Source organism: Streptosporangium sp. NBC_01810, assembly GCF_035917355.1.
Classification (GTDB): domain Bacteria; phylum Actinomycetota; class Actinomycetes; order Streptosporangiales; family Streptosporangiaceae; genus Streptosporangium.
Window position 1 is genome coordinate 7,875,714 of the sequence record NZ_CP109070.1, and the last position, 12,901, is coordinate 7,888,614.

Below are 12,901 nucleotides of genomic sequence, written 5' to 3' on the forward strand. Positions count from 1 at the left end.
GGTTACTCCTTGGCCAGCGCGTCAAAGGCGGCCAGCTCTTCCTCGGTGATGTACTTCTTCAGCTCGTCGCGGTCGAACAGCGTGATGAGGTCGTCCCGCATCGCGGTCTGGACCTGCTCCTCGACCGTGATGCCGGAGCCGTCCGGGGTGAGGCCGCAACTCAGGATCCTGGTCCGCCACTCGGCGGACATGCCCGGGAAGTCGTCACGCGTGTGGCCGCCTCGGCTCTCCTCCCGCAGCAGAGCGGCCTTCGCCACGCACTCCGAGACCAGGAGCATGTTGCGCAGGTCGAGGGCGAGGTGCCAGCCCGGGTTGTAGATCCGGCTGCCGGCCGCGCCGACGTTCTGGACGCGCTCCTTGAGCTTCTTCACCGCCTCCAGTGCCTCGGAGACCTCCTCGGACTTGCGGATGATGCCGACCAGCTCGTTCATCGTCCGCTGCAGCTCGTGGTGGACCTCGTAAGGGTTCTCACCCGAGCGCTCCAGCGGGGCCAGCGCCTCCGCGCCCGCCTCGGCCACGGACTCCTCGGAGATCTTCGGCCGGGCCACCAGGCCGTTCACGTACGAGGCCGCTCCCAGGCCCGCGCGGCGGCCGAACACCAGCAGGTCCGACAGCGAGTTGCCGCCCAGCCGGTTGGAGCCGTGCATGCCGCCGGAGACCTCACCGGCGGCGAACAGGCCGGGCACGGCCGCCGCGCCGGTGTCGGCGTCGACCTCGACGCCACCCATGATGTAGTGGCAGGTCGGGCCGACCTGCATGGCCTCCTTGGTGATGTCGACGTCGGCCAGCTCCTTGAACTGGTGGTGCATCGACGGCAGCCGCTTGATGATCTCGGCGGCCGGGAGGCGGGTGGAGACGTCGAGGTAGACGCCGCCCTGGGGCGATCCACGGCCTGCCTTCACCTCGGAGTTGATGGCCCGCGCCACCTCGTCGCGGGGGAGCAGCTCCGGAGGGCGGCGGTTGTTTGCCTGGTCGGCGTACCAGCGGTCGCCCTCCTCCTCCGAGGTGGCGTACTTGTCCTTGAACACGTCCGGTATGTAGTCGAACATGAAGCGCTTGCCCTCGGAGTTCGTCAGCACCCCGCCGTCGCCGCGGACGGACTCGGTGACGAGGATGCCCCGGACCGAGGGCGGCCAGACCATCCCGGTGGGATGGAACTGGATGAACTCCATGTTGATCAGCTTCGCCCCGGCCAGCAGGGCCAGCGCGTGGCCGTCGCCGGTGTACTCCCAGGAGTTGGACGTGACCACGTACGACTTGCCGATGCCGCCGGTGGCCAGCACGATCGCGGGCGCGTCGAACAGGATGAGCCTGCCGTTCTCCCGCCAGTAGCCGAAGGCGCCGGAGATGGCGTCCCCGTCCTTGAGCAGGCGGGTCACCGTGCATTCCTGGAAGACCTTGATGTACGCCTCGGCGTCGCCGTGGAGCTTCTCGTCCTCCTGCTGGAGCGCGACCACCCGCTGCTGCAGGGTGCGGATCAACTCCAGGCCCGTGCGGTCGCCGACATGGGCCAGCCGCGGGTACTCGTGCCCGCCGAAGTTACGCTGGCTGATCTTGCCGTCCTTGGTGCGGTCGAACAGCGCGCCCCATGCCTCCAGCTCCCAGACCCGGTCGGGTGCCTCCTTGGCGTGCAGTTCGGCCATCCTCCAGTTGTTGAGGAACTTGCCGCCGCGCATGGTGTCGCGGAAGTGCACCATCCAGTTGTCGTCGCTGTTGACGTTGCCCATGGCCGCGGCGGCGCCGCCCTCGGCCATGACCGTGTGCGCCTTGCCGAACAGGGACTTGCAGACGATGGCCGTCCGCTTCCCCTGCTGGCGGGCCTCGATGGCCGCCCGCAGCCCCGCTCCGCCGGCGCCGATGACGACGACGTCGTATTCGTGACGCTCGATTTCCACAGGTGATCCTTATGCGAACGGGAAGGGAATGAGGTTCTTGGCGACCAGGCGAACGTAGATGTCGGCGCCCATGACGCTGAACATGGAGATCAGTGCGAGCTCCTGGTGCTTGGCGTTGAGCTTTGACACGATGCCCCACGCCCGGTAGCGGACCGGGTGCTTGGAGAAGTGGTTCAGGCGCCCGGCCGTGATGTGCCGGCAGGAGTGGCACGACAGCGTGTACAGGTTGATGAGGATCGCGTTCACGATCAGGATCCACGTGCCCAGGCCGGTCGGCTTGGCGATCAGCGCCTTCACCGCGTCGTACGCCAGGATGATGCCGATGACGATCGCCGCGTAGAAGAAGTAGCGGTGAATGTTCTGAAGAATCAGCGGGAAGCGAGACTCGCCAGTGTACTTCTTGTGCGGCTCGGACACTCCGCACGCCGGGGGCGAGAGCCAGAACCCCCGGTAGTAGGCCTTGCGGTAGTAGTAGCAGGTGAAGCGGAACCCCGCGGGAAGACCGAGGATCAGCAGTCCCGGCGGCAGGGCGTACCAGTCGCCGAACGGGGCGAGGCCGAACAGCCGTGCCTCCTCAGGGCAGCTCGTCGCGAGACAGGGCGACGCGAACGGCGCGTGATATGGGGACACGAAGTAGCTCGCGTCGAAGATCGCCCACGTGGCGTAGACGAGGAATGCCGTGAAGATGATGAATGTGACCAGTGGATAGCGCCACCACGGGTCGGTTCGCAGGGTGCGCTCCTTGATCTGCGCACGTTGCCTTCTGGCCGGGTTCTCGGCCGTTGTCTGGGTCATCGAGACCTCTCCACCTCCCGCGAACCCCGCTCGCCTTGGGGTCCGGGTCGTTTCAGTTGTGCCGCGCGCCGGGCCATGGTCGCGCCGGCTCACACGTGCGCGCGCATGTTGGTGGGGGATACGTTACGACGGAGCCCGGGGGTTGTGTGAGAGAGGTCACTCACAATTTCACTGACCAGGTGTGATTCCTGTCACGTTGACTGAAGAGGCGCCCTGCCTGCGCCGTCTCAGGAGGTGGACGATCACGGGGACGTCTCAGGAGGTGGACGATCACGGGGACGTCTTGGAGTGGACGATCACGGGGACGTCTTGGAGTGGACGATCATGGGGGTCGGGAATCAATCCTGGGTGATCAGGTCCACTCCTTGAGGGAGGCTGCCCTCGCGGGCGGCCTCGGCGAGGAAGAGGAGCAGGGTCGCGCGGAAGGCCTGGGCCGCGCGGGTGGGCTCGACGTCCTTGCGGTGCGCGATGGCGATGGTACGGCGCAGCCCGGGAGGCGCCAGGGGCGTTCCGGCCAGTCCCGGACGGCCGTCCAGGACCATCGAGGGGACCAGCGCGACCCCCAGCCCGGCTTCCACAAAACGCAGCACGGCGTCCATCTCGCCGCCCTCCACCGCGAACCTGGGCTCGAACCCGGCCTGCCGGCAGGCGCTGAGCGTGGCCTCCCGCAGGTCGTATCCGCGTCTGAACATCACCATCGGCTGCCGGCGCAGCTCTTCGATGCGCACGTACGGCTTGCGGGCGCGAGTGGTCGAGGGGGAGGCGACGACGAGGTTCTCCCGCAGGATCTCCTCGGTGAGGAGGGCGGGGTCGTCGCTGTGCAGCGGCAGGATGATCAGTGCCAGGTCGAGCTGGCCTCGGGCGAGGGTGCGGACCAGGTCGCGGGAGCCACCCTCCTCCACGAACAGTTCGATGCCGGGGTAGGTGTGGTGGAACCTGGCCAGCGCGTCGGCGAGCAGCCCCGCGCAGAGCGAGGGCGTGGCGCCCAGCCGGACCCGTCCACGGCGCAGCCCGGCCAGCTCGCCGACCTCGCTCCTGGCGGTCTCGGCGTCGGCCAGCATGCGGCGGGCCAATGGCAGCAGCGCCTCGCCCGCGGGGGTGAGCGTGACGTTCCCCCGGGCACGGCTGAACAGCGGTGCGCCCAGCTCGGCCTCCAGGCTCTTGATCTGCTTGCTCAGCGAGGGCTGGGCTACGCGCATCCGCTCAGCGGCCTGGGTGAAGTGCCGAGCCTCGGCGACCGCCACGAAATAGGCGAGTTGCTGGAGCTGCACGGTTCCCTAGCGTACGGACTCCTCGACCGCGGATTCGGGGCGGGTGGTGGTGGGGGGGACAATGTGAGATTGCTCGCATCGCGCCGGGAGGCGCGACGCCGGAAGCGACAGGGACGCAGAGGTGATAGCCGCAGGCTATGGAAACCACATCCACGATGACTTGGACTTGGATAAACCCCCCTACCTAGCGTCACATGTGTGACTGCCACGATTGAGCGCGGATCCGCCACCGCGTCTGTGAACCCCCCCGCGGATACCGCGAAGACCGCGAAGACCGCGAAGCCCGGGCGAAAAGGCGGCTTCCTGGGCTCCTCCAACGGCAAGAAGGCCGTGATGGCCATCACGGGCGCCGTGATGGTGCTCTTCCTCATCGGCCACATGGCCGGGAACCTCAAGAGCTTCGCCGGTGCCGAGTCCTTCAACGCCTACGCGGCCTTCCTACGGACCATGGGCGAGCCGATCCTCCCGTACCGGGCCCTGCTGACCGTCGTCGAGGTCGTGCTGGTCGTCGCGGTCGCCCTGCACATGTGGTCGGCGATCTCCCTGGCCCGGCGGGCGAGCAAGGCCCGCCCGGTGAAGTACGCGGCCAAGCGCAAGTCCAGGGCGAACGGCTACGCGGTCCACACCATGCGATACGGCGGCATCGTCATCGTGCTGTTCGTGATCTACCACCTGCTGGACCTGACCTTCGGCGCGGTCAACCCGGCCGGTGGCGGCGCCACCCCCTACGACCGCCTGGTCGAGGGCTTCGCGCCGTCGCGCTGGTGGGTCACCCTGTTCTACGTGCTCGCCCTCGTCATGGTCGGCCTGCACCTGCGCCACGGCCTGTGGAGCGCCTTCCAGACGCTCGGCCTGGCGGGCAGCCGCAACTACCGCCCGCTGAAGGCCGTCGCCGCGGGTCTGTCGGCGCTGCTGGTCATCGGCTTCCTCGCGGTCCCGGTGGCGGTCGCGATCGGAGTGATCAAGTGAGTATGAGCGCGAACCCGGCGGGTCACCCGAACGGCGAACAAGGAGTGAGGACCACGATGAGCACGGGGTACACCGAAGGTGAGCCGATCCGTGACACCAAGGCCCCCGAAGGCCCGATCGAGGACCGCTGGGAGAAGCGCAAGTTCTCCGCGAAGCTGGTCAACCCGGCCAACAAGCGCAAGCTCAGCGTCATCGTCGTGGGCACCGGGCTGGCGGGCGGCTCGGCCGCCGCGACCCTCGGTGAGCTCGGCTACAACGTCACGTCGTTCTGCTACCAGGACACGCCCCGCCGCGCGCACTCCATCGCGGCCCAGGGCGGCATCAACGCCGCCAAGAACTACCGCGGCGACGGCGACTCGATCTACCGGCTGTTCTACGACACGGTCAAGGGCGGCGACTTCCGCGCCCGCGAGTCCAACGTCTACCGGCTTGCCCAGGTCAGTGTGAACATCATCGACCAGGCCGTGGCCCAGGGCGTACCGTTCGCCCGCGAGTACGGCGGCCTGCTCGACACCCGCTCCTTCGGCGGCGCGCAGGTCTCCCGTACCTTCTACGCCCGAGGCCAGACGGGGCAGCAGCTCCTGCTCGGCGCGTACCAGGCGCTGGAGCGCCAGATCGCGGCGGGCACCGTCAAGATGCACACCCGCCACGAGATGCTCGACCTGATCGTCTCCGACGGCCGGGCACGCGGCGTCATCGTCCGTGACATGGTCACCGGCGAGATCGAGCGGCACGTCGCCGACGCGGTCGTGCTGGCCAGCGGCGGGTACGGCAACGTCTTCTTCCTGTCGACGAACGCCAAGGGCTGCAACACCACGGCGATCTGGCGGGCGCACCGGCGCGGCGCGATGTTCGCCAACCCCTGCTACACCCAGATCCACCCGACCTGCATCCCGGTCAGCGGCGATCACCAGTCGAAGCTGACCCTGATGTCGGAGTCGCTGCGCAACGACGGCCGCGTGTGGGTGCCGATGAAGGCGGGCGACACCCGTCCGGCCTCGGCGATCCCCGAGGAGGAGCGCGACTACTACCTGGAGCGCATCTACCCGGCGTTCGGCAACCTGGTCCCGCGTGACATCGCCTCCCGCGCCGCCAAGAACGTCTGCGACGAGGGGCGCGGCGTCGGCCCCGGCGGCCTGGGCGTCTACCTCGACTTCGCCGACGCGATCCGCCGTCTGGGCCGCGACGCGGTGGAGAAGAAGTACGGCAACCTCTTCGAGATGTACGAGCGCATCACCGGCGAGGACCCGTACGCCCAGCCGATGCGCATCTACCCGGCCGTCCACTACACGATGGGCGGCCTGTGGGTGGACTACGACCTGCAGTCCACGATCCCGGGCCTGTTCGTGATCGGCGAGGCCAACTTCTCCGACCACGGCGCCAACCGTCTCGGCGCGTCCGCGCTGATGCAGGGCCTGTCCGACGGCTACTTCGTGCTGCCGACCACGATCGGCGACTACCTCGCGAACGGCCCCTACGACGAGGTCGACGAGGATGACGTGGCCGAGGCCGAGGCCGAGGTGCGCCAGAAGATCGACAAGCTGCTGAAGAACAACGGCACCCGCACCGCCGACTCCTACCATCGTGAACTCGGCAAGATCATGTGGGAGTACTGCGGTATGGAGCGCACCGAGGAGTCGCTCCGCAAGGCGCTGGAGCGGATTCCCGAGCTTCGCGAGGAGTTCTGGCAGAACGTGAAGGTGTCCGGTGAGGCCGACGAGCTGAACCAGGCTCTGGAGCGGGCCGGACGGGTCGGGGACTTCTTCGACCTGGCCGAGCTGATGTGCGTCGACGCGCTGCACCGCACCGAGTCGTGCGGCGGTCACTTCCGCGCCGAGTCGCAGGACGCCGACGGCGAGGCCCTGCGCGACGACGAGAACTTCTCCTACGTCGCGGCCTGGGAGTACGGCGAGCAGGGTCCGATCCTGCACAAGGAAGACCTCGACTACGAGTACGTCAAGATGAGCCAGCGGAGCTACAAGTGAGCGCGGCGGCACACGAGGAACGACACATCGTGCCCCGGACGCGTCCGGCCGGCTCGTGCGCAGCGAACGAGGAGTGGTAGGAAAACCATGGGTATGAACCTCACGCTCAAGGTCTGGCGGCAGAAGGGCCCCAACGACGAGGGCCGGATGGTCAACTACCGGGTCGAGGACGTGTCGCCGGACATGTCCTTCCTGGAGATGCTCGACGTCCTCAACGAGCGGCTCATCCTGGAGGGCGACGACCCGATCGCCTTCGACCACGACTGTCGCGAGGGTATCTGCGGCATGTGCGGCATGGTCATCAACGGAGTCGCGCACGGCGAGCAGGTGGCCACCACCACCTGCCAGCTGCACATGCGGCACTTCAAGGACAACGCGGTCATCACCATCGAGCCGTGGCGCGCCGCGCCCTTCCCGGTGGTGAAGGACCTGGTCGTGGATCGCTCGGCGTTCGACCGGATCATCCAGGCGGGTGGCTTCATCTCCGTCCCCGCCGGGTCGGCCCCCGACGCGCACAGCGTCCCGGTGAAGAAGGTCGACGCCGACGCGGCGTTCGACGCGGCCACCTGCATCGGCTGCGGCGCCTGCGTCGCCGCCTGCCCGAACGGCTCGGCCTCGCTCTTCACCGCGGCCAAGATCACCCACCTGAGCCTCCTGCCGCAGGGCCAGCCCGAGCGCGACTCCCGCGCCGTCGCGATGGTCGAGCAGATGGACGCCGAGGGTTTCGGTGGCTGCACCAACACCGGTGAGTGCACGGCGGTCTGCCCCAAGGGCATCCCGCTGGACACCATCGCCCAGATGAACCGCGACTACCTGCGGGCCGCCAAGTAGGCCCTTCGGTGGTCCGCACGCCCCGGCGCCCGGCCACGACGGCCGGGCGCCGGGGCGGCCGCTTTTCCCGGCTGTGCGTATATGCCGTGCGGCCGCTTTTCCCGGCTGTGCGTATATGCCGTCCGGCCGGTTTTCCCGGTTGTGCGTATATGCCGTGCGGCTGGTTTCCCGGGCCCGGACCCGAGGTGGGTGTCCTTCATGTCCGGGGTTCCGGAGGGACATCCCAGCCGGGTGCCGGAGGGCCGCCCGCTCCGACCGTGCCCGCTCTACTCGGGTGTCCGCCGTGTCCCGAGTTCCCGGACGATCTCCCGGCGCAGCGTCTCCGTGTCGATGCCCGCGTCGGTGATGACGCGCGAGGCCACTCCCTCCCCCTCGCGGAGCAGCCCCAGCAGGATGTGGCCGTCGCCGATGTATTTGTGCTTGAGGGCGATGGCCTCCCGGAGGGACAGTTCCAGGGACTTCTTCGCGGCTGCAGAGAAGGGGATGTGACGACCGCTGAACAGGCCGCCACGGTGGTTTCGCTGCGGTGGCCGGTCCAGGGAGCCTGGGCCGAAGGCGGCCTCGACCTTCTCCCTGATGGCGGAGAGGTCGATGCCGATCGTCTCCAGCGCGTCCGCGTCGAGCGCGTCCTTCGGCGGGTGGGGGACGAGGCGCACCACGGCCAGGTTGGCCCGATCGTGGTCCAGGCCGTGCCGTCCGAGGATCCGGGCCGAGACGGTCTGCGGCTGGTCGAGCAGTCCCAGCAGGAGGTGCTCGGTGCCGATGGACGGGTGCTTCAGCCGGCGGGTGTTCTCCTGGGCGAGTTTCACCGTCTGCCGGGCCTGATCCGTGAACCGTTCGAACATGACTATCTCTCCCGTCTCAGCAGGCCCCGGCCGCCCGCGTACTTCTTGTGCACCGCCTGCCGGCTCACTTCCAGACAGTGCGCGATCTCCTGCCAGGACCAGCCCTGATCTCTGGCGTTCTCCACCTGAAGGGCCTCCAGCCGGTCGACCAGCGTCCGTAGCGCGCGTACGGCCCGCAGGCCGACGGCAGGATCGCGGCTACCGGCGTCGGATGCCAGTTGTGCCGTATCGCTCATGGATGTCAATTTAGGTTGACGCGGCCCGCCTGTCAACCCTGATTGACGACGCCACGCCGGGGAGGCCGAAAACCGTTTGCCTGGCCAGGTCGGAGTTTGTGACCCTTGCTGTGAGATGCGCTCCTTACCAGCCGCCGATCCCGGCATTCCCGACGCCCGCAGCCCGCTCGGCTACCTGCGGTGGGTGGCCCGCATGCAGCGAGGCCCGCTGCTCCTGGGCATCACCTACGCCACCCTGTGGTGGCTCGCGATGGCGCTCGTGCCGGCCGCCATGGGCAGGGGCATCGACGCGATCAGGGCCGAGGACGTGCCGGCCCTGGTCACCTGGGGCACCGTGGTGCTCGCCCTGGGGATCACGCAGGCCGTCACGGGCATCCTGCGGCACCGGATGGCCGTCTACAACTGGCTGAGCGCCGCCTACCGGACCGTCCAGGTCACCGCCAGGCAGTCGACCCGGCTGGGCGCGACCCTGCCCAAGCGCATGTCCACCGGCGAGGTGGTCAGCATCGGCAACTCCGACATCGCCCACATCGGCAACGCGATGGACATCCTGCTCCGCGGCGTCGGCGCCGTCGTCGCCATCGCCGTGGTGACCGTCATCCTGATCGGCGCCTCGCCGCCGCTGGGCCTGACGGTGCTGGTCGGCCTGCCCCTCGTGGCGGTCGCCGTCGCGCCCCTGCTCAAGCCGCTGCACCGCCGCCAGAACGACCACCGCGACCTGCAGGGCGACCTCGCCACCCGCGCCGCCGACATCGTCACGGGCCTGCGGGTGCTCCGCGGCATCGGCGGTGAGCGGGTCTTCGCCGACCGCTACGGCGCCGAGTCGCAGCGAGTGCGCCACGCCGGCGTGCGGGTGGCCTCCGTCGAGTCGATGCTGGAGGGCGCGCAGGTCCTGCTGCCCGGGCTGCTGATCGCCGGGGTGACCTGGCTCGGTGCGACCTTCGCGATACGCGGCGAGATCACCGTGGGCCAGCTCGTCGCCTTCTACGGCTACGCGGTCTTCCTGATCGCCCCGGTGCGCACCCTCACCGAGGCGGCCGACAAGCTGACCAAGGGGCACGTCGCCGCCCGCAGGGTGGTGCGCATCCTGGCGCTGAGGCCCGAGGTGGAGGGCGGCACCGGCCGCTCGGAGGGCGGCCTGCTGCGCGACGTGACCTCCGGGGTCGCGGTGCGTCCCGGGATGCTCACCGCCGTCGCGGCGGCCGACCCCGAGGAGGCCGTGACCATCGCCGACCGGCTCGGCCGCTACAGCGACGGCGACGTCGACTTCGGCGACGTGGCGCTCGACACCCTGCCGATCTCCGAGGTCCGCCGCCGCGTCCTCGTCGCCGGCAACGAGGCCCAGCTGTTCGCCGGGGTGCTCAGGGACGAACTGGACGTCGCCGGCCGTGCCTCCGACGAGGAGATCACCCGGGCGTTGCAGGCCGCGTGCGCCACCGACATCGTCGAGGCGCTGCCCGGCGGTCTGGAGGGGCACGTCGCCGAGGCCGGCCGGGAGTTCTCCGGCGGCCAGCAGCAGCGGCTCAGGCTCGCCAGGGCGCTGACCCTCGACCCGGAGGTGCTCATCCTCATCGAGCCCACCAGCGCGGTCGACGCGCACAGCGAGGCCCGCATCGCCGACCGGCTGGCCAAGGCCCGCGCGGGCAAGACCACGCTGGTCTGCACGACCAGTCCGCTGGTGCTCGACCGCACCGACCACGTCATCTACGTCGAGGGAGGTGTCGTGCGCGCCCAGGGCACGCACCGGGAGCTGCTGGCCACCCACCCGGGCTACACCGCCGTCGTGACCCGGGGTGAGGAGTCGTGAGCAGGCAGATCCTGCCCGTCGCCGACACCGCGCAGGTCCGGGCGTACGCCCGCAGGCTCACCCTGAAATACCCCGGAGAGCTCACCGCGGCGCTGGGCCTGCACGGCCTGGCCGCCGTCGCGGGCCTGGCGGTGCCGTGGCTGCTCGGCGGCCTCGTCCAGGGCGTCCAGGACGGCACCGGGGTCGACGTCACCGCGGTGTCGCTGGCCATCGGCGGCTTCCTGGTCGCCCAGGCCGTGCTGGTCAGGTTCGCCGTCTACGCCTCGGCCAGGCTGGGCGAGAAGGTCCTCGCCGAGCTGCGTGAGGAGTTCGTCGGGCGAGTGCTCGGCCTGCCGCTGTCCGTCGTCGAGCGGGCCGGATCCGGCGACCTGATCTCGCGGACCTCGCGTGACGTCGACTCGCTGTCGCGCACCGTGCGGCACGCCGTGCCCGAGACGCTGATCGCGCTGGTCACCTGCCTGATCACCGTTGGCGCGCTGGTACTGGTCGGGCCGCTGCTCGCGCTGCCCTCGCTGCTGGCCGTCCCCATCCTGTGGATCTCCACCCGCTGGTACCTCAACCGGGCCAGGGACGGCTACCTGCGCGAGAGCGCCGCGTACGCCGACATGACCGACGGGCTGGCCGAGACGGTCGGCGGCGCCCGCGCGGTGGAGGCCCTGGGCCTGCAGGAGCGGCGGCACCGCCGCACCGACACCGACATCGCCCGCTCGTGGGCGGCCGAGCGCTACACGCTGGGGTTGCGCACCGTCTGGTTCCCCTCGGTCGAGCTCGGCTATGTGATCCCGATCGTGGCGACGCTGGTCGTCGGCGGCCTGTTCTACGTCCAGGGCTGGGTCTCGCTGGCCCAGGTCACCGCCGCCACGCTCTACGTTCAGCAGCTCATCGACCCGCTCGACCGGCTGCTGATGTGGATCGACGAGCTCCAGGTCGGCGGCGCCTCCATGGCCCGGCTGCTCGGCGTCGCCGAGGTGCCCGACGACCGCGAGGCCACCTCCACCGCCCCCACCGGCAGTGAGCTGGCGGCCGACGACGTCCGCTACGCCTACCGCGAGGGCCACGACGTGCTGCACGGCATCGATCTGCTGGTCAAGCCGGGCGAACGGCTGGCCATGGTCGGCCCGTCGGGGGCGGGCAAGTCCACGCTGGGCCGCCTGCTCGCGGGCATCCACGGCCCCCGCACCGGCTCGGTCACCGTGGGCGGTGTCCCGCTGGTCGAGCTACCCCTGAACGACCTGCGCGGCCAGGTCGCCCTGGTGACCCAGGAGCATCACATCTTCCGGGGCACGGTGCGCGACAACGTGCTGATCGCCAGGCCCGACGCGGACGACGCGCGGGTCCGCGAGGTGCTGGAGGCCGTGGACGCCTGGGACTGGGTCGAGGCCCTGCCCGAGGGGCTCGACACGGCGGTCGGCTCCGGTGGCGAGCACGTTCCCCCCGCCCAGGCCCAGCAGCTGGCCCTGGCCCGGCTGGTGCTGGCCGACCCGCACACCCTGGTCCTCGACGAGGCCACCTCGCTGATCGACCCCCGCGTGGCCCGACGCCTGGAACGCTCGCTGGCGGCCGTCCTCGAAGGCCGTACGGTGATCGCCATCGCCCACCGCCTCTACACGGCCCACGACGCCGACCGCGTCGCGGTCGTGGAGGACGGCCGTATCGGCGAGCTCGGCTCCCACGAGGAACTGGTCGCCGCGGAAGGCTCCTACGCGGCCCTGTGGCGCAGCTGGCACGGCACCTCCAGGTGAGAGCAGGTTTCTGTGGCTCTCACCTGGACGCGCGGGTACAGATCCGCGCCACACTTTCGGAAACGGTGGAATGCGACCGTCAGGCCGTTCCCGACGTGCCGGTAGACGTGATCTCCGCCCAGATGACCTTTCCGTCCATCAGGGGAACCATGCCGAACTCGTCGGCATAGCGTGCCGCGAGAAACAGGCCGCGCCCGTCGCACGCTTCGAAATCCGGTGCTTCCTGGGGAACGACCGGTAGTGCGGCGGAGAAGTCACGTACGCTCAGACGCACGTTGGAGCCGAGGGCGCTCACCGTGAGTTCGAACCGCTCGTCATCGGTATGTCTGACGTTGCTGCACAGCTCGGTGAGGATCATCATGCAGCGGTCCACGATGACCTCTTGCATTTTCCAGAGGATCAACTGGATCGTCACGATGCGCCGGATCGGCTCCATTGTCTCCGGGCTGTATTGCTGGGCCCGGGAGAGCCGCCGGTGTGAAGCCCGGGCCTTCTCCGTTGTCATGGCATCGTTCATTGCCCCTC

11 protein-coding genes are annotated in these 12,901 nt (G+C 69.5%); 5 read left to right on the forward strand and 6 right to left on the reverse strand.

Features of this window, described 5'->3' with window-relative positions:
* Positions 1-2: 2 nt before the first annotated feature.
* The 3 genes from OIE13_RS35640 to OIE13_RS35650 all read right to left on the reverse strand — a co-directional run bounded on the left by OIE13_RS35640 (position 3) and on the right by OIE13_RS35650 (position 3,961).
* Positions 3-1,895, reverse strand: coding sequence for a fumarate reductase/succinate dehydrogenase flavoprotein subunit (locus OIE13_RS35640; RefSeq protein ID WP_326644698.1), 1,893 nt, complete (start codon positions 1,893-1,895; stop codon positions 3-5).
* 9 nt (positions 1,896-1,904) lie between these two features.
* The gene (locus OIE13_RS35645) at positions 1,905-2,690 is read right to left on the reverse strand and encodes a hypothetical protein (protein ID WP_326644696.1); all 786 of its coding nucleotides are present in this window, start codon (positions 2,688-2,690) and stop codon (positions 1,905-1,907) included.
* Positions 2,691-3,028: 338 nt separating this feature from the next.
* A complete protein-coding gene (locus OIE13_RS35650) occupies positions 3,029-3,961 on the reverse strand; it encodes a LysR family transcriptional regulator (RefSeq protein ID WP_326644694.1) in 933 nt (310 codons plus the stop codon).
* Positions 3,962-4,159: 198 nt separating this feature from the next.
* Here OIE13_RS35650 and OIE13_RS35655 point away from each other — a divergent pair, with 198 nt between their 5' ends.
* The 3 genes from OIE13_RS35655 to OIE13_RS35665 all read left to right on the forward strand — a co-directional run bounded on the left by OIE13_RS35655 (position 4,160) and on the right by OIE13_RS35665 (position 7,746).
* Complete coding sequence (locus tag OIE13_RS35655; RefSeq protein ID WP_326644692.1) at positions 4,160-4,930, forward strand: succinate dehydrogenase cytochrome b subunit; 771 nt, start codon at positions 4,160-4,162, stop codon at positions 4,928-4,930.
* A 56-nt stretch (positions 4,931-4,986) separates the two neighbouring features.
* Positions 4,987-6,915 carry a fumarate reductase/succinate dehydrogenase flavoprotein subunit gene (locus tag OIE13_RS35660; RefSeq protein WP_326644690.1) on the forward strand — a complete coding sequence of 643 codons (1,929 nt, stop codon included), beginning with the start codon at positions 4,987-4,989 and terminating at the stop codon, positions 6,913-6,915.
* A 93-nt stretch (positions 6,916-7,008) separates the two neighbouring features.
* A complete protein-coding gene (locus OIE13_RS35665) occupies positions 7,009-7,746 on the forward strand; it encodes a succinate dehydrogenase/fumarate reductase iron-sulfur subunit (RefSeq protein WP_326646899.1) in 738 nt (245 codons plus the stop codon).
* A gap of 266 nt (positions 7,747-8,012) precedes the next feature.
* Here OIE13_RS35665 and OIE13_RS35670 read toward each other — a convergent pair whose 3' ends face one another.
* Both OIE13_RS35670 and OIE13_RS35675 read right to left on the reverse strand, forming a co-directional pair.
* The gene (locus OIE13_RS35670; RefSeq protein ID WP_326829345.1) at positions 8,013-8,591 is read right to left on the reverse strand and encodes a Clp protease N-terminal domain-containing protein; all 579 of its coding nucleotides are present in this window, start codon (positions 8,589-8,591) and stop codon (positions 8,013-8,015) included.
* Positions 8,592-8,593: 2 nt separating this feature from the next.
* Entirely contained in the window at positions 8,594-8,827 is a 234-nt protein-coding gene (locus OIE13_RS35675) for an RNA polymerase subunit sigma-70 (RefSeq protein ID WP_326644686.1), read from the reverse strand.
* A 115-nt stretch (positions 8,828-8,942) separates the two neighbouring features.
* On the opposite strand from OIE13_RS35675, the gene OIE13_RS35680 reads away from it, so the two are divergent.
* Entirely contained in the window at positions 8,943-10,634 is a 1,692-nt protein-coding gene (locus tag OIE13_RS35680) for an ABC transporter ATP-binding protein (RefSeq protein ID WP_326644684.1), read from the forward strand.
* Positions 10,631-12,376 (forward strand): ABC transporter ATP-binding protein, encoded by a 1,746-nt coding sequence (locus tag OIE13_RS35685; RefSeq protein ID WP_326644682.1) that lies wholly within the window; start codon positions 10,631-10,633, stop codon positions 12,374-12,376. The genes OIE13_RS35680 and OIE13_RS35685 overlap by 4 nt, the downstream gene beginning before the upstream one ends.
* A gap of 79 nt (positions 12,377-12,455) precedes the next feature.
* Here OIE13_RS35685 and OIE13_RS35690 read toward each other — a convergent pair whose 3' ends face one another.
* Positions 12,456-12,893 (reverse strand): ATP-binding protein, encoded by a 438-nt coding sequence (locus OIE13_RS35690; RefSeq protein ID WP_326644680.1) that lies wholly within the window; start codon positions 12,891-12,893, stop codon positions 12,456-12,458.
* Positions 12,894-12,901 lie beyond the last annotated feature (8 nt).